Raw genomic sequence first — 16,101 nt, 5'->3', positions numbered from 1 at the left:
GCTGTACTCCCGGCCGTTCAGTTCGCCTGCATCGACGGTTCCATGGCGTCCAGCGCCTTCTCGACGCCGTCGAACATCATGTCGATCTGCTGACGGTCGATGATGAGCGGCGGACAGAACGCGATGACATCGCGCAGGGCACGCACGATAACGCCGTTTTCCATCGCCTTCGCCTGTATGCCGGGCCCGATGCCGAGAGCCGGCGCGAACGGCGTCCTGCTTGCCTTGTCAGTAACCAGCTCAACCGCGCCGATGAGGCCGACACCACGCGCCTCGCCGATATAGGGGCGCTCCGCCAAAGCATGCAGCCGTTCGAGGAAGCGCGTCGAAACCTCCTGCACATGGCCGATAATGTTGCGATCCTCGTAGATCTTCAGCGTTTCGACGGCCACGGCCGCGCAGACCGGATGTCCCGAATAGGTGACGCCATGGGCGAAGCCGCCATGCTTGCGGCTCTGCTCCATCATCGCCTCGTGAATATCATCGCTGACGATGGTCGCGGAAATGGGCAGGTATGACGCCGACAACGCCTTGGCCACCGTCATGATGTCCGGCTTCAGGTCATATGTATCGCAGCCGAACATATTGCCGGTGCGGCCAAAGCCGCAGATCACTTCGTCAGCGATGAAAAGGATGTCATATTTGCGGAGCACGGCCTGAATGCCGGCGAAATAGCCTTCCGGAGGAACGATGACGCCGCCGGATCCACACACGGGCTCGGCGATGAACGCGGCTATGGTGTCAGGCCCTTCCCTGAGAATGAGCTGTTCGAGATTGTCCACCATGCGCCGCGTGAAATCAGCCACGCTTTCACCCGGCTTCGCATTGTGGAAATGGCTCGGCATGTCGGTGTGCAGGATATTCGCGATCGGCAGGTCGAAATCCGCATGGTTGGCCGGAAGCCCGGTCAGACTTCCTGAAGCGATGGTCACGCCGTGGTAGCCCCGCCACCGCGAAATGATCTTCTTCTTTTCCGGCCGGCCGCGCGCATTGTTGTAATACCAGACGAGCTTGATCGCCTGGTCATTGGCCTCCGAACCGGAGTTCGCGAAGAGAACCTTGCCGAGCCCGGCCGGCGCGATGTCGAGGAGCCGTTCCGCCAGCTCGATCGACGGCTCCACCGAGCGGTGATTGAACAGGTGGTAGTAGGGCAGCGTTTCCAGCTGCCTTGTCGCAGCTTCCACCAGCCGCTTCTCGCTGAAGCCAAGCGAGGCGCACCACAAGCCGGACATGCCTTCGATGTAGCGCCGGCCATGCTCATCCTCGACATAGACGCCGTCGCCCCGGGTCATCACCACAGGCCCCGTCTCCGGGTGCCGCGCCAGATTGGTATAGGGATGGATCAGGCTGGCTACATCGTTGGCGGCGTTGGAATTGCTGCGCGCATTCATAGTGAAATCCTTGGGCACGGCATTTTCATGCAGGCGGTGGAAAAACCTCTTTCATTCGGTCGAGAAGCAATGTATTCTAATATTTAGAACTCTGTACCGAATAGTGATACGAATGTGATCACCAGCGGCACATCATGTCAAGTGTCGCCGTCAAGAATTCATGCGCATGCCGGGAGAGGGCCTGAAAACAAATGGACAAAACATTGCTCAAGGGGCTGCAGGTGCTGGAATTTGTGGCCGAAGCGGATGGGCCGTCACGGATCACGGACATCGCCGCCGCGCTCGGCATCACCAAAAGCAACGCGCATCGCGTGCTCAAGACCCTGGAATATGCCGGCTATCTGCGTCAGGATCCCAGGTCGCGGGAGTACGCCGCCAGCTTCAAGCTATGGGAACTCGGCTCCGGACTGGTCGGGCGCCTCGACATCCGCACGCATGCGGCAGACATCCTGCGCCGCCTTGCCAACGAGGCCCGGGAGGCCGTGCACCTTTCCCTGCTTGAAGGGGGGCAGGTCATCTACATCGACAAGATCGACAGTCCCGAGCCCGTGGGCGCCTACACGCGCATTGGCGGCAGGGCTCCTGCCTATTGCGTGGCCACGGGCAAGGCGCTTCTGTGCCATCTGAGCGAGGAGGAGCTTGCCCCGATACTCGCCCGGCTTGAACCTCATTCGCGCAACACCATCACCGATCCTCAGCAGATGCGCGAAGAGCTGGAACTGTCCCGTCAGCGCGGCTACACGATCAACAGGGGCGAATGGCGCGAAAGCGTCTGGGGCATAGCCACGGCAGTCTACGGGCCGTCCTCGCAGGTTGTTGCCGCCATCGGCGTTTCGGGACCGGAATATCATCTGAATCAACAGGGGCGCTGCGAGAGCCTTGCCGAAATGGTCATGCGCGCGGCCGATGAGATCTCCCGCAGCATAGGCTACCGCGGCGACGCCCGCAAAGCAGTCCCGAGCCGCCCTGCATGACGTGACTTTTTTGGACCGGTCGGGTTGACATCCGCCAGCCATGCTGATGTTATCGATATGTGGAACATAGTTTCATTATTTAGAACAATTAAGTACCCTGCCCTTTCATGGTGACGCCGGCGAAGGCAGGGATGAAGGACACGCCGCCGGGACGAGGCCCCGGCCCTGAGAGATGGGCCGAAATTCGCGGCCCGGCATGGAAGCGGCTTGTTCTGTCGACAATCAACGGGAGGAAAAACATGGGACTGAAATCGGTTCTGCGCATGACCACGGCAGTCGTCATGCTGAGTTTTGCAAGCATGGCCCCCTCATATGCCGACACACCCCCCGACACGCTTGTCATGGCGACGTCCATCGACGGCGTTACGAGCTTCGATCCGGCGGAGGTGTTTGAGTTTGTCGGCGGCGAGATCAGCAACAATGTGTATCTGCGCCTGCTTGTGCGCAACGAGGCGGATTTCTCCGAGGTCATCGGCGGGGCGGCCGAGAGCTGGGAGATTTCCGAAGACGGCCTGACCTATACGTTCAGGATGCGCGATGGCCTGACTTTCGCCTCGGGAGCCCCGGTCACGGCGCAGGATGCGGCTTTTTCGCTGCAGCGCGTCGTCAAGCTCGGCAAGAGCCCGGCCTTTATCCTCACCCAGTTCGGCTGGACCCCGGAGAATGTCGAGCAAAACGTGACGGCGCAGGATGACAGGACGCTCGTTCTGCGCATTTCCGAAGCTTTCGCCCCGACCCTCGTTCTCAACGCTCTGTCGTCGGGCGTCGGCTCCGTGGTGGAAAAGGCAGTGGCCTTGTCCCACGAAAAGGACGGCGATCTCGGATATGACTGGCTCCGCTCGAATTCGGCCGGCGCGGGCGCATTCGTGCTGCGGGCGTGGCAGCCAAACGAGGCGATCGTTCTGGAGGCCAACGAATCCTTCTATCTCGGGAAGCCGAAGCTCAACCGCGTCATCTACCGCCATGTCCCGGAAGCCACCGCCCAGCGCCTGATGCTTGAGCGCGGCGATGTCGACATGGCGCGATCGCTGGGAGCCGAGCAGATCGATTCCCTTGCGTCCAATTCGGACGTAAAGGTCGAGATCGATGAGAAAGCCACGGTTCTCTATATCGGCCTGAACGAAAAGAAGCCCGAGCTGCAGAACCCCAAGGTGCAGGAGGCGATACGCCTGCTTGTCGACTATGACGGGATCGGCGGAACGATGCTCAGGCATCAGTACCGGGTCCATCAGTCGGTTCTGGCCAAGGGTGGTTTCGCCGCGCTTGAGGAACTGCCCTACAAGCAGGATCTGGAAAAGGCGAAGGCGCTGCTGGCCGAGGCAGGTTATCCTGACGGCTTCACCCTTGAGCTCGACGTCTTCGCCGGTGCGCCATACCGCGATATCGGCGAGGCGCTGCAGGCCAACTTCGCGCAGGCCGGCATCAAAGTTTCGGTCGTAGCCTCCGATCGCCGGCAGGTTCTGACCAAGTATCGAGCGCGCAACCATCAGGCTGTTCTGATGGTGTGGTCGCCGGATTACGGCGATCCGCATTCGACCATGGATTTCTTCCTCAGCAATCCGGACAATTCGGATGCGGGCACCGCCAAAACGGCTGCCTGGCGCAATTCCTGGTTCGACCCGGAACTGAAGGAACTGGCAGACAAGGCCATTCATGAAAGCGACACGGAAAAGCGCAAGGCGATCTACGCCGATATCCAGCGTTCCCTGCAAACGGACAGCCCGTTCGTCGTCATGTTCCAGCAGACCGAGCCGGTTGCCATGCGCAGCAATGTCGAGAACTGGATTTCCGGCCCTGCCTTCGACACCTACGTCTTCCGTGGCATAACGAAATGAGTTCAGCCTCGCCCACCGGTGCGAACGGTCCTTTGCAAAACCAGGCGCTGGGAACGTTTGCGAAAAACACCTTCGGGTTTGCGGTCAGCCTTGCGCTGACCCTGCTCGGCCTTGTGCTCGTGACGTTCCTGATAGCGCGGGTCGTACCGATTGATCCCGTTCTGGTGATGGTGGGCGACCGCGCTTCTCCCGAAGCATATGAGCAGGCCCGCCGGGCCATGGGCCTCGATCAGCCCGTGTACCGGCAATTCCTCGACTATCTCGGACAAGTGATGGTCGGCGATCTCGGACGCTCAGTGATGACCGGACGCGACGTGCTTTCCGATACGCTGCGGGCCTTTCCCGCGACCCTTGAGCTGGCGCTGGCCGCTACGCTCATCGGGGCGGCGCTCGGCGTACCGGCCGGCGTGCTTGCCGCCGTGCGCCGGGGGCGCGCCAGCGATCACCTCGTGCGCATCATCTCCCTGATCGGCTATTCCCTGCCGGTGTTCTGGCTGGGCATGGTGGCACTGCTCGTCTTCTATGCGCGGCTCGGCTGGGTCGAGGGGCCGGGGCGGATCGGAATTGCCTATCAGTACAGCGTCCCCGGCAGAACCGGTTTCGTTCTGCTGGACGCCTTGCTGGCCGGCGAATGGGCTGCGGCCCGCAATGCATTTTCCCATCTCATCCTGCCGGCCTGCATTCTCGGATATGTCTCCATGGCGTTCATTGCCCGCATGACGCGGTCCCTGATGATCGAGCAGATGTCGCAGGAATATGTGCTGGCCGCGCGCGCCAAGGGCGTTCCGGCCTCCACGGTGATCTGGAGGCACGCTTTCGGCAATGTCATCGTTCAGGTGATCACCGTCATCACGCTGACCTTCGCCTATCTGCTGGAGGGTGCCGTGCTGACCGAAACGGTGTTCGCATGGCCCGGAATCGGCCTCTACATCACGCAGGCGCTCTTTTCCGCCGACCTGAATGCCGTCGTTGGAGGCACCATCGTCATCGGCATCAGCTTCGTGTTCCTGAACAGAGGCGCCGATCTTCTCTATCGTATCTTCGACCCGAGGATCCGTTGATGCGTATCGTTTCGACATGGCTGGACTGGCTGACCACCGATGCACCCGAAAGCCGACTGCAGGGAAGGCTCGCCCAGTCCTATCAGACGTTCTACCGCTTCGTGCGCAATCCTCTTGCCGTGTGCGGACTGGTTATCGTGGCCGTTCTTGTCGGCCTTGCGATCTTCGCGCCGCTGCTTGTGCCATACGATCCGCTGGCGACCGATCTGGGCAGCCGCCTCCTGCCGCCTTCGGCCAGTCACTGGTTCGGTACGGATCATCTTGGCAGGGACATCTTCTCGCGCGTCATTTCCGGCAGCCGGGTCACGCTGACCATCGTCCTGCTCGTGGCCATTCTGATCGGCCCCATTGGCATGGCCATCGGCATTGTGGCCGGCTACTTCGGCGGAACGACGGATCGCTTTCTCATGGGCGTCACCGATGTCGTCATGGCGTTCCCGCGTCTCATCCTTGCACTGGCTTTCGTTGCGGTGCTGGGGCCGGGGCTGGAAAACGCCGTCATCGCCATCGCCATCACCGGCTGGCCGGCCTATGCGCGGCTGGCGCGTGCGGAAACCCTTTCGCTGCGGCAGCGTGAATTCGTGGTGGCAGCAAGGTTGCAGGGTGCGTCGGTGGTGCGCATCCTGATCCGCTACATTGCCCCTTTCTGCATACCATCCGTCATCATCCGCCTGACCCTCGACATGGCCGGCATCATCCTGATTGCCGCCGGACTGGGCTTCCTCGGCCTTGGCGCCCAGCCGCCGGCGGCCGAATGGGGAGCCATGGTGGCGGCGGGCCGCGACTATCTCATCGACAAGTGGTGGGTCGCCACATTGCCGGGCGCCGCCATTTTCGTGGTCAGCCTCGGCTTCAACCTGCTCGGCGATGGTCTGCGCGATGTGTTCGACCGGAGGGTGAACTGATGAGCCACCGCGAAACACCTGCTGCCGCGGAACCTCTGGTCGCGGTCGAAAATCTCTGGATACGCTTTCCGGGCCGTCGCGGGCCGGTGGCCGCGGTGGCCGGCGTCAGCTTTTCCATGGGGCGCGAAAAGCTCGCCATCGTCGGCGAAAGCGGTTCGGGCAAGTCACTGACGGCGCGCACCATCATGGGCCTGCTGCCCGAAGCCGCAGAGGTGACGGCCGACCGGCTCAGCCTTCAGGGCGACGATCTGCGCGGCCTCAGGGAAAAGGATTTCGCCAGGCTGCGCGGCAAGCGCATGGCGATGATCCTTCAGGATCCCAAGCAATCCCTCAATCCGATCATGACCGCCGGCCAGCAGATCGTCGAAAGCTGCCGGCTGCATCTGGGAGATTCCCGCCGCGCCGCGCGCGAGCGGGCACTGGAACTCCTGCACAAGGTTCGCATCGATAATCCGCAGCGCGTCTTCGGTCTCTATCCGCACGAGGTTTCGGGCGGAATGGGCCAGCGCATCATGATCGCCATGATGCTCGCCGCCGAGCCCGACCTGCTGGTGGCCGACGAGCCGACTTCGGCGCTCGACGTTTCGGTGCGCGCCGAAGTGCTGGATCTGATCGAAAGCCTCGTCGTCGAACGGGGAATGGGGCTCATTCTGATCAGCCATGACCTCGATCTGGTCAGCGCCTACAGCGACAGGGTCGTCGTGATGTATTCCGGCCGGGTGATGGAAACCCTGCCGGCCTCCGAACTGGCAAAGGCTTCCCACCCCTATACGCGCGGCCTCATCGGCTGCCGGCCACCGCTCGACCACAGGGTGGAAACCCTGCCTGTCCTGAAACGCGATCCCGCATGGCTGTCATGAAACACGCAAGTCCAGTCCCTGTAAACGCGCCGGCGAACGCGCTCGACGTGAAGAACCTCTGCGTCACCTATGGCTCGGCACGCGTCGTGAACGATGTCAGCTTCTCGGTCGCACACGGAGAATGCCTGGGCCTCATCGGAGAATCCGGCTCCGGCAAGAGCACGATCCTGAAAGCCCTCACCGGAACCGCTCCGGCCGCCGGCATGATGGAAATCCTCGGCATGCCGGCCTCCGCAAGGGCCAGAGACAAGCGGCACACGCGCAGTGTGCAGATGGTCTTTCAGGACCCTTATGCGGCGCTGCATCCGCGCCATTCTGTCGAACGGATTCTGGAGGAGCCGCTGGCGATACAGGGCATCGGCGACCGCGAGGCGAAGATCCGCGCCAGCCTGGCCTCCGTCGGCCTGCCGCTCGGCTTCCGCTTCCGATATCCGCATCAGCTGTCAGGCGGGCAGCGTCAGCGCGTCGCCATTGCGCGCGCCCTCATTGTCGAACCCGAAGTGCTGCTGCTCGACGAGCCGACTTCGGCGCTTGACGTATCGGTGCAGGCCGAAGTTTTGAATCTGCTTGCAAAGCTCCACCGTGAACGCGGCCTGACGATGCTGTTTGTCGGACACGATCTCGGGGTCATCGCCCATATGTGCGCCCGCGTCATCGTGCTCAACAAGGGCGAGCTGGTGGAAACCCTGATGCGCGACCAGATCTATTCCGGTCAGGCCACCCAGCCCTACACGCAGCAACTGCTGCGCGCCACGAAGCTGGAGCAGCGTTCCGCAAACCGGAACATGGCGTAGAGCATCCTGCAGCCGGATGGAGACATCCGGCGTCGCATGAATGCATGCCCGAACAAAGAGACAGAGCATTTCTGAGAGAAGCAGAAACGCTTCACGCAGCCGCGAGGGCCTTTCTCTCCGCAATGCGGCCGCAGCGATGTTCGCCGCACCCCTCATCCAGAACCGTGCTCGCAGCGATGCGGGCGGCCGCAGCCGTCATATGCATGTAACCAGCTGATGATAGTCGGCCCGGAACGGTAGGTGCGAGATTCCGACATCCGGCGCAGGGTGGAGCTTCACGCACGGATCGCGTTCCAATCCGGACCTGGAGAGTTTCATGGATTTCGACAACAGCAGCGCGGCATCCTGGCTGAGAGCCGAGATGGAGGACGCCCTCGACGAGGATTACGAACTCGAACTGTCCGAACCGGCGCTTTCGGCCGAACTGGCGAAGATCTACAGGAAGGCGCACCCCGACTCCCTCAATCGCCAGACCTATTTCCTGGAGCTGATCCGGCTTCAGTCCGAGCTCATCAAGCTGCAGGACTGGGTATCGCACTCCGGGGAGAAGATCGTCGTGCTGTTCGAGGGGCGCGATTCCGCCGGAAAGGGCGGCGTCATCAAGCGCATCACCCAGCGGCTCAACCCGCGCATCGTGCGGGTGGCGGCCCTGCCGGCGCCGAGCGACCGCGAGAAGACGCAGTGGTATTTCCAGCGCTATGTGCCGCACCTCCCCGCCGGCGGCGAAATCGTGCTCTTCGACCGCTCCTGGTACAACAGGGCCGGCGTCGAGCGGGTGATGGGGTTTGCCACGCCGGAACAGGTCGAGGACTTCTTCAACGACGTTCCCGAATTCGAGCGCATGTTGCTGCGCTCGGGCATCCGGCTGGTCAAATACTGGTTCTCGATCACCGACGAAGAGCAGCAGATGCGTTTCATGATGCGCATCCACGATCCGATGAAGCAGTGGAAGCTGTCGCCGATGGATCTGCAGTCGCGCGTGCGCTGGGAACAGTACACCAAGGCCAAGGAAGAGATGTTCGAGCGCACCAGCATTCCCGAGGCGCCCTGGTACATCGTGGAAGGCAATGACAAGAAGCGGGCCCGGCTGAACTGCATCGATCATCTGCTCACCCAGATCCCCTATCAGCCGGTGCCGCACGAGGAGATCAGCCTGCCGGAGCGCGTGTTCAATCCCGAATATGAACGCGCCACGCTGCCGGGCGAACTCTACGTTCCGCAGAAGTACTGAACAGGGGGGCGGGGTCAGGGCCGGGAGGACGACGCCTGTTGACGCCCTGCCCCGGGCGCTGTCCATAATGCGGCAGCCCCGCCTGAAGGGTGCAAACAGTGCCTGTCGTCCGGGCGATATTGCAAGTCAAGCAAGGCGCAGCTCGCATGATGCCGGAAACTGAACTCAAGCTCGCACTGACGCCGGACGATGCCGACGCTTTACTGGCCTGCAATCCGTTCGCACAGGAGGCATCCCTGCTGCGGCAGCGGGCCATCTACTTCGACACGCCGCGCAACGACCTTGCAGTGGCCGGCTTCACGCTCAGGGTCAGGGAGGCGAACGGCACGCGTACCCAGACGGTGAAGGCCGGAGGCCCGGCGGCAGGCATGTTTGTTCGCCGGGAATGGGAGCGGCCTGTAACGGATGATCTGCCGGTCTTCGATGACACCCTGCCGTTCGTCTCCATGCTGGGCGCGAAGGTGCAGGACATTCGCCCGGTTTTCGAAGTCCATGTCGGGCGCATGATCTGGAACGTCGTTCAGGATGACGCGACGATCGAGGTCGCGCTGGATCGCGGCGAGGTCATGGCCGGGGACCGCCGTTCCTCGCTGTGCGAGATCGAGCTTGAGCTTAAAACGGGGAACCCGGCCGCGCTGTTTGCCCTTGCCCGGCGGCTGGGAGATCTGGTGCCACTGCGGCCGGGCGTCCTCAACAAGGCCGCGCGCGGCTACAGGCTGCTTGCCGAGGCGCCACGGGCGATAAAGGCCGAAGCCGTGACGCTGCACGCAGGGATGAGCGCCGAGGATGCCTTCCAGGAGATCGCCGCTTCCTGCCTGCGTCATTTCCTCCTGAACGAGCCGCTGTTGTCGCCCGGCAATCCCGAAGCGCTGCATCAGGCGCGCGTGGCCCTGCGCCGACTGCGCTCGGCATTGTCGATTTACAGGGAGATGCTGGAGGATAGCCGGTTCGCCCGTTTGCGGGACGAGTTGCGCTGGCAGGCAGGCAGTACGGGCGACGCCCGCGATCTCGACGTGCTGGCTGCACGCGGTGCCGAAGACGGGTTGCGCGCCCGGATCGAGGTGGCGCGGACCAGCGCTTATGAGCGGGCCATGGAGGCGCTGAACTCACCGCGCGCACGGCTGCTGATGCTTGATCTTGTCGAATGGCTGGCGTTCGGCGGATGGCGGACCGCGGAAGCCGCCGCGGCAATCCGCGCACAACCGGTGCGCGACTTCGCGGCCTCCGCGCTCGACCGGTTTCGCCGCAAGGTCAAAAAGGGCGGCAGGGACCTTGCCGAACTTGACGACGAGACGCGGCACGAAGTGCGCAAGGATGCCAAGAAGCTGCGCTATGCGGCCGGCTTCTTCGGCTCCCTGTTCGACACCCGCCGCCAGCAGCGCCGCTTTCGGCGTTTCGTCGACGCTCTGGAGGTGATGCAGGACCGGCTGGGCACCCTGAACGACCTTGCCGTCCTGCCCCGGCTGCTGGAACGGCTGGACCTCGCGCCGGACGAGGTGGCCGGCATGCTGGCCCCGGCCGGGAGGGAAGGCCTGACCGAAGCGGCGGAAGCCCACGATGCCTTCGTCGATGCAAAGCGCTTCTGGCGGTAGCTCTTCGGGATCGACGGGAAGAAAGAGCTAGTCCCTACGCGCCATGCCCCGCAAGCACCCGCCCTGCGCTCAGGGCCGGGGCTCTGTGGCGGACCGGGGAATCGCTTCTGGCAGCGGCTTTCACCCTGTCGACCCAGTCGAGATAATATGCCAGCCCGAACTGGGCCGCGATGCCGAGCACGAGCAGGCAAAGATCGTAGCCGACGCCACCGGCATGGACGATGCGCAGCATCTGCGCGGCCAGCGCCAGCACGGTCCCGGCGATGAAAACCGCCAGTGAACGGCGGCCAAGGACGGCCAGAGGATTGTCGGCCCGGAACCGCACGCGAACCGCCGAACACAGGGCAAGCACAAGATAGGTCACCGCCAGGATATGCAGCAGGCGCGCCAGCGACAGATAGGTCTTGTCGAAACCGCCGAGGACCGGCGAAAGGCCGAACCATGTCACCTGACCCCACAGGGGCGAGTGAACCCACGCCAGCGCCGCGATCACATAGGCGCCTGCCAGTGCAACGCCCCAGCGACTTACGGGAAATGCACCCGTCCTGCGCACATGGATCGCGCCGGTGATGCCGATCGCGAACAGAAACTGCCACGACAGCGGATTGAGAAACCACTGGCCGGCTTCCGGATAATTGCGCGGCGCGATCTGCCACAGGCCGGCGGCCAGCCACAGCACGCCGCAGGCACCGAGCGTCGTGCCCGGCCAGCGCAGCGCGCCATGGATGATCAGCGGCGCCGCCAGCAAAAGCAGCGCATAGACGGGCAGGATATTGTTGTAGCCGATCTGATGGCCGAGCGTGATGATGCCGATCATCGCCTCCGGCGTACGCTCCATCACCGGCCCGATATTGATCTGCGAAAGCAGTTCAGGGCGCTTTGCGTACACTGCGCCGAGGCAGAAAAGCGCGATGCCGGCCATGGTGACGACGATATGCGACACATAGAGCACGCCTGCCCGTCGCCACATTCTCAGCGTCAGAGTGGCGCGCTGCCCGGGCACGAATCGCGTTCCATAGGCAAGCGCGATCGAAATGCCGGACACCAGCATGAAGATCTCGGTCGCGTCCGAGAAACCGAAATTCTTGTAGGTAAAGCGCTCCAGAATGTTGCCGGGAACGTGGTTGATGAAGATGGTCAGCAAAGCCAGCGCCCGCACCATGTCTATGCGCGCATCCCTCTGCGCCGTCATGCCGGTCTTCATGAGCTGTCCTTCCGATATGTTCGACGGCGCTATGCCACACTGCTTGCAGGCATCCATGACAAACCGGAGAAATCGGACCTAAAACAGGACCGGCATCGTTCAACTTTGGACAGCCTTGAAAACATTTCGTTTTGAAGCCGGCAAACCCGCCGAAGCCCACGCAGGACCGTCACATGCCGAGAACCTCGGAACTTCATGAAGAGCTAGCCTTCGGCTACCGGCTGCATGAACCGGACGCGCCGGATGGTTCATGGGCCATTCTTCTCCACGGCTCCGGCACGGACGAGACCGTGCTTGTGCCCTTCGCCGCGCAGGTTTTTCGGCAGGCGCGGCTGATGGCTGTGCGCGGGCGCATCGTGCAGGAGGAAAGCCGGCGCTGGTTTGCCCGCCTCACGCCGGTCGCGTTCGATCAGCACAGCATCCGCAGCGAGGCGCAGGCTTTCGCACGCTTCCTTGCGCAGGCGGGCCGCGAACATGGGTTCGATCCTGCCGATGCGGTGTTTCTGGGCTATTCCAACGGCGCCAATCTGGTGTCCAGCGTGCTGTTCCTGCATCCGGGGCTGGTCCGCCGGGCCGTGCTGATGCGCGCCATGCCGGTGCTGGACGCACCGCCCCAGGCCGATCTTTCCGCCGTGTCGGCGCTGGTGCTTTCGGGCAAGAGGGACGCGACCTACGGCCCCTATGCCGCGCCGCTGGCGCAGCAGCTGCGCCGCGCCGGCGCGCGGGTCGAAGCTCATGCGGTCGACTGCGGCCATGAGTTTTCCGATCCGGACGCAGCGCTCATCCGCAGCTGGCTTGAGCCGTGACGGTGGCGGGGACGCGCGTCGCGCATGCAAGGCGCATCGCTCATGCCCCGTTCGCGCTGAGATCCCGCCCGCAGCCCCGGCGGCGAAAATGTCAGCAAACCATTATCGCTCCGTCATCAAAAGGAATCGCAAGAGTGCCTGAATAGCGATGAAACCGGAGGGGCATCGTGTTTTCACTCGAAGGCCGCAAGGCGCTCATCGTCGGCATAGCGAACCGTGAATCGATTGCGTGGGGCTGCGCCCGGGCCTTTCGCGCGCAGGGCGCCGATCTCGCCGTGACATGGCTGAACGAGAAGGCCGAAAGGTTCGTCCGGCCCCTCGCCGAAGAGCTGGAAGCCGAAATTCTCATGCCGCTCGACGTGACGGTGCCGGGCTCTGACGAGGCGGTCTTCGCGGAAATCGCCGGACGGTGGGGGCGGCTCGACATCCTGCTGCATTCCATCGCCTTCGCGCCGAAGGCCGATCTTCACGGGCGGGTGGTGGATTGCTCGGCCGAGGGTTTCAGTCTGGCGATGGACATTTCGGTCCATTCCTTCCTGCGCATGATCCGGCTGGCGGAACCTTTGATGGAGGGGGGCGGATGCTGCCTTTCCGTCTCCTTCCTCGGCTCGCGGCGGGTGGTGGAGCACTACAATGTCATGGGGCCCGTCAAGGCCGCACTGGAAAGCGCCGCCCGCTATGCCGCCGCCGAACTCGGCGGCAAAGGCATTCGCGTCCATGTCCTGTCGCCCGGACCGCTGGCAACCCGCGCCGCCTCCGGCATCGACCATTTCGACGCGCTCCTCGATCAGGCCGCCACCCGCGCACCGACACGCCGGCTGGCCACCGTCGACGATGTCGGCGCGATGGCCGTCTATCTCGCCTCGGACGAGGCCCGCAACCTGACCGGCGGTGTCCATGACATCGACGGCGGCTTCTCGATTGTCGCCTGAAGGATCAATCACCATGGCAAGCGTCTTCGAAATATTCGACCCGAAGCTTCAGCCCGGCGTTCCCCGCGCCCAGAGCGATGCGCTCCACATCATGGAGGCCGGCATGGCCAGCGCGCGCGCCGAGGTCGGCGCCGCCTCGCAAACCGGAGAAATCCAGACCATGGCGGCCGCCAGCCATGCGCACCGCATCCTTGAAAGCCACTCGGCCCGCACCCGCCGCCTGATGGACGCCGGCGCCGACCTGATCTCCGGGCTGCACAGGTCGCAGGCGCAGCACGGCCTGATCGGCAGCCTGCTCGAATATCAGCGGGATGCGGCTGAACGGGCCGTGCTGACCGCCGACACGCTGCGCAAGCGCGGCGACATCTTTCTGGAGCACGAGGCGGCCGATTGCCCGCCGGTGCTGATCTACGATTACGAAGTGGTGATGGACGGGCGCGACCTGCCCTATCCCAGCAACTACATGCTGCTGAAGATCCTGCCGCCCGAAGGCGTCGTCATCAACGATACCCGCCGCCCCTACATCATCATCGACCCGCGCGCCGGCCATGGCCCCGGCATCGGCGGTTTCAAGTCCGACAGCCAGGTCGGCGTCGCGCTGCGCGAGGGCCATCCGGTCTATTTCGTCGCCTTCCGCTCGCGCCCGGAGCCCGGCCAGTATCTGTCCTACGTCACCCGCGCCGAGGCCGCCTTCGTGCGCGAGGTGATGCGCCGCCATCCGCAGGCGTCGAACCCGGTCGTCACCGGCAACTGTCAGGGCGGCTGGGCCACCCTGCTGCTGGCCGCCACCAACACCGACCTGACCGGCCCCATCGTCGTCAACGGCGCGCCGGTCGCGCCATGGTCGGGCCGCGTGGGCGAGAACCCGATGCGCTACAATGCCGGCGTGCTCGGCGGAACGTGGATACCCATGATGCTGTCGGATCTCGGCGGCGGCATCTTCGACGGCGCGCATCTGGTGCTGAATTTCGAGCTGCTCAATCCGGGCCGCACCCTGTTCCGCAAATACACCGATCTCTATCGCGACATCGACAAGGGCGACCGGACCTTCCTCGAATTCGAGAAGTGGTGGGGCGGCTTCTTCATGCTGACCGAGCCGGAAATCCGCTGGATCGTCGAGCAGCTGTTCGTCGGCAACCGGCTGGCGAAGAACGAGGCCCGGCTGGAGCCCGGCCGCCCGGTCGACCTGAAGGCGATCCGCGCCCCGATCATCGTCTTCGCCAGCCATGGCGACAACATCACCCCGCCGCAGCAGGCGCTGAACTGGATCGCCGAGACCTATGCCGACGTGCAGGAAATCCGCATCCGCGGCCAGCGCATCGTCTACATGGTCCACGATCAGGTCGGGCATCTGGGAATCTTCGTGTCCTCGCAGATCGCGCGCAAGGAACATGCCGAGGTGACCTCGACGCTGAAGACCATCGAGGCGCTCGCCCCCGGCCTCTACGAGATGCGCATCGAGGACATCGAGGAGTGCGACGGCCGCAAGCATTTCACCGTCGGCTTCGCCGAACGCACGCTGGACGACATCCGCGCGCTGGACGACGGCTTTGCCGACGAGCAGCCCTTCGCGGCGGTGGCGCGTGCCTCCGAGGTGCAGGCGCAGGTCTATGACACGCTGCTGCGCCCCTTCGTGCGGGCGACGGTGACGGGAACCAGCGCCGAGCTGTCGCGCGCGCTGCATCCCAAGCGGCTGGAACGGGCGCTGGCTTCGTCGAAGAACCCGCTGATGGAGGCGGTTTCCGGCATGGCCGCCAATGTGCGGGAAAACCGCACCCGGGCGGCGGCGGACAATCCCTTCCTCGCCATGGAAGCGCTGTGGGTGGAGGGCGTCGAGCAGATGATCGACTTCACCCGCGACACCCGCGACATGCTCTACGAGCTGACCTTCTTCAACGTCTGGTCGAACCCGTGGATGCGCGTCTTCGGCCGCACGCATGAGGCGCGCCGCACGCTGAAGAACACCGACGAGCTGCGCGGCCTGCCGGAAGTCGCGGCGGCACTGCACAACATCGAGCGCGGCGGCTTTCCCGAGGCGGTGATCCGCATGCTGGTGCTGCTGGCCGAGAACCGCAAGGGCGTGCGCCGCGACCGGCTGGAGCGATCCTCGAAAGTCCTGACGCAGGACGAGCCGTTCCGCTCGCTGGGGGCGGAGCGCCGGGCGCTGATCATCCACGAGCAGACGCTGATCGCCACCTACGAGCCTGATCTGGCGATCCGCACCCTGCCGGCGCTGCTTCCCGATCCCGCCGAGCGCGAGCTGGCGCTGCGCGTGGTGCGCTACGTGCCCGGTTCCACGGAAGAGATGCTGCCCGAAACCATCCAGCTTCTGCAAAGGTTCCACGAGGTGCTCGAGCTGCCGCATTTCCTCGGCGACATGCCGGACGACCCGCTGGAGGAAGCACAGGTGCAGGAAGAGCAGGCCGCAGCGGCGGCCGCCAATGCCGAGATCGCCCATGCGGCGGCCGTGGCGCGGCGGCAAAGGGCAACCGCCCGGACGAAGTCGGAGAGCTGAC

13 protein-coding genes are annotated in these 16,101 nt (G+C 63.9%); 11 read left to right on the top strand and 2 right to left on the bottom strand.

The window, feature by feature from the left end:
• Positions 1–17: 17 nt before the first annotated feature.
• The gene (locus MIC97_RS19990) at positions 18–1,391 is read right to left on the bottom strand and encodes an aspartate aminotransferase family protein (protein ID WP_239801733.1); all 1,374 of its coding nucleotides are present in this window, start codon (positions 1,389–1,391) and stop codon (positions 18–20) included.
• Positions 1,392–1,582: 191 nt separating this feature from the next.
• On the opposite strand from MIC97_RS19990, the gene MIC97_RS19985 reads away from it, so the two are divergent.
• From MIC97_RS19985 to MIC97_RS19950, 8 genes are all read left to right on the top strand, one after another.
• A complete protein-coding gene (locus tag MIC97_RS19985; RefSeq protein ID WP_239801732.1) occupies positions 1,583–2,365 on the top strand; it encodes an IclR family transcriptional regulator in 783 nt (260 codons plus the stop codon).
• Positions 2,366–2,604: 239 nt separating this feature from the next.
• A complete protein-coding gene (locus MIC97_RS19980; RefSeq protein ID WP_239801731.1) occupies positions 2,605–4,200 on the top strand; it encodes an ABC transporter substrate-binding protein in 1,596 nt (531 codons plus the stop codon).
• Positions 4,197–5,261, top strand: a complete 1,065-nt coding sequence (locus MIC97_RS19975) for an ABC transporter permease (RefSeq protein ID WP_239801730.1) — start codon at positions 4,197–4,199, stop codon at positions 5,259–5,261. The genes MIC97_RS19980 and MIC97_RS19975 overlap by 4 nt, the downstream gene beginning before the upstream one ends.
• Positions 5,261–6,166: a nickel transporter permease gene (nikC, locus tag MIC97_RS19970; protein WP_239801729.1), complete on the top strand. Its 906-nt coding sequence runs from the start codon at positions 5,261–5,263 to the stop codon at positions 6,164–6,166. The genes MIC97_RS19975 and nikC overlap by 1 nt, the downstream gene beginning before the upstream one ends.
• Positions 6,166–7,026, top strand: coding sequence for an ABC transporter ATP-binding protein (locus tag MIC97_RS19965; RefSeq protein ID WP_183832058.1), 861 nt, complete (start codon positions 6,166–6,168; stop codon positions 7,024–7,026). Before nikC ends, MIC97_RS19965 begins: the two co-directional genes overlap by 1 nt.
• On the top strand, positions 7,023–7,820 hold the full coding sequence (locus MIC97_RS19960; protein ID WP_239801728.1) for an ABC transporter ATP-binding protein: 798 nt from the start codon (positions 7,023–7,025) through the stop codon (positions 7,818–7,820). Before MIC97_RS19965 ends, MIC97_RS19960 begins: the two co-directional genes overlap by 4 nt.
• A 316-nt stretch (positions 7,821–8,136) precedes the next feature.
• Positions 8,137–9,051: a polyphosphate kinase 2 gene (gene ppk2 / locus MIC97_RS19955; RefSeq protein ID WP_239801727.1), complete on the top strand. Its 915-nt coding sequence runs from the start codon at positions 8,137–8,139 to the stop codon at positions 9,049–9,051.
• 146 nt (positions 9,052–9,197) lie between these two features.
• A complete protein-coding gene (locus tag MIC97_RS19950) occupies positions 9,198–10,643 on the top strand; it encodes a CHAD domain-containing protein (protein WP_239801726.1) in 1,446 nt (481 codons plus the stop codon).
• A 34-nt stretch (positions 10,644–10,677) separates the two neighbouring features.
• Here the strand turns inward: MIC97_RS19950 and opgC are convergent, their stop codons facing one another.
• A complete protein-coding gene (gene opgC, locus MIC97_RS19945) occupies positions 10,678–11,847 on the bottom strand; it encodes an OpgC domain-containing protein (protein ID WP_239801725.1) in 1,170 nt (389 codons plus the stop codon).
• A gap of 173 nt (positions 11,848–12,020) precedes the next feature.
• Between opgC and MIC97_RS19940 the strand changes: the two genes are divergently transcribed.
• The 3 genes from MIC97_RS19940 to MIC97_RS19930 all read left to right on the top strand — a co-directional run bounded on the left by MIC97_RS19940 (position 12,021) and on the right by MIC97_RS19930 (position 16,100).
• Positions 12,021–12,653, top strand: a complete 633-nt coding sequence (locus MIC97_RS19940; RefSeq protein ID WP_239801724.1) for an alpha/beta hydrolase — start codon at positions 12,021–12,023, stop codon at positions 12,651–12,653.
• Between the two features lie 167 nt (positions 12,654–12,820).
• Complete coding sequence (gene fabI, locus MIC97_RS19935) at positions 12,821–13,585, top strand: enoyl-ACP reductase FabI (protein ID WP_239801723.1); 765 nt, start codon at positions 12,821–12,823, stop codon at positions 13,583–13,585.
• Between the two features lie 13 nt (positions 13,586–13,598).
• On the top strand, positions 13,599–16,100 hold the full coding sequence (locus MIC97_RS19930; RefSeq protein ID WP_239801722.1) for a DUF3141 domain-containing protein: 2,502 nt from the start codon (positions 13,599–13,601) through the stop codon (positions 16,098–16,100).
• Position 16,101: the final 1 nt, after the last annotated feature.

Source organism: Aquamicrobium sp. NLF2-7 (assembly GCF_022359935.1).
Taxonomy (GTDB): Bacteria; Pseudomonadota; Alphaproteobacteria; order Rhizobiales; family Rhizobiaceae; genus Mesorhizobium; species Mesorhizobium lusatiense.
Note: the sequence above shows the minus strand (reverse complement) of the source record. Positions and strands in the feature narration are given on the sequence as shown.

Coding starts and splice junctions, on each gene's coding strand:
- MIC97_RS19990 (WP_239801733.1), bottom strand. CDS start 1,391: ATGAATGCGCGCAGCAATTCCAACGCCGCCAACGATGTAGCCAGCCTG.
- MIC97_RS19985 (WP_239801732.1), top strand. CDS start 1,583: ATGGACAAAACATTGCTCAAGGGGCTGCAGGTGCTGGAATTTGTGGCC.
- MIC97_RS19980 (WP_239801731.1), top strand. CDS start 2,605: ATGGGACTGAAATCGGTTCTGCGCATGACCACGGCAGTCGTCATGCTG.
- MIC97_RS19975 (WP_239801730.1), top strand. CDS start 4,197: ATGAGTTCAGCCTCGCCCACCGGTGCGAACGGTCCTTTGCAAAACCAG.
- nikC (WP_239801729.1), top strand. CDS start 5,261: ATGCGTATCGTTTCGACATGGCTGGACTGGCTGACCACCGATGCACCC.
- MIC97_RS19965 (WP_183832058.1), top strand. CDS start 6,166: ATGAGCCACCGCGAAACACCTGCTGCCGCGGAACCTCTGGTCGCGGTC.
- MIC97_RS19960 (WP_239801728.1), top strand. CDS start 7,023: ATGAAACACGCAAGTCCAGTCCCTGTAAACGCGCCGGCGAACGCGCTC.
- ppk2 (WP_239801727.1), top strand. CDS start 8,137: ATGGATTTCGACAACAGCAGCGCGGCATCCTGGCTGAGAGCCGAGATG.
- MIC97_RS19950 (WP_239801726.1), top strand. CDS start 9,198: ATGATGCCGGAAACTGAACTCAAGCTCGCACTGACGCCGGACGATGCC.
- opgC (WP_239801725.1), bottom strand. CDS start 11,847: ATGAAGACCGGCATGACGGCGCAGAGGGATGCGCGCATAGACATGGTG.
- MIC97_RS19940 (WP_239801724.1), top strand. CDS start 12,021: ATGCCGAGAACCTCGGAACTTCATGAAGAGCTAGCCTTCGGCTACCGG.
- MIC97_RS19930 (WP_239801722.1), top strand. CDS start 13,599: ATGGCAAGCGTCTTCGAAATATTCGACCCGAAGCTTCAGCCCGGCGTT.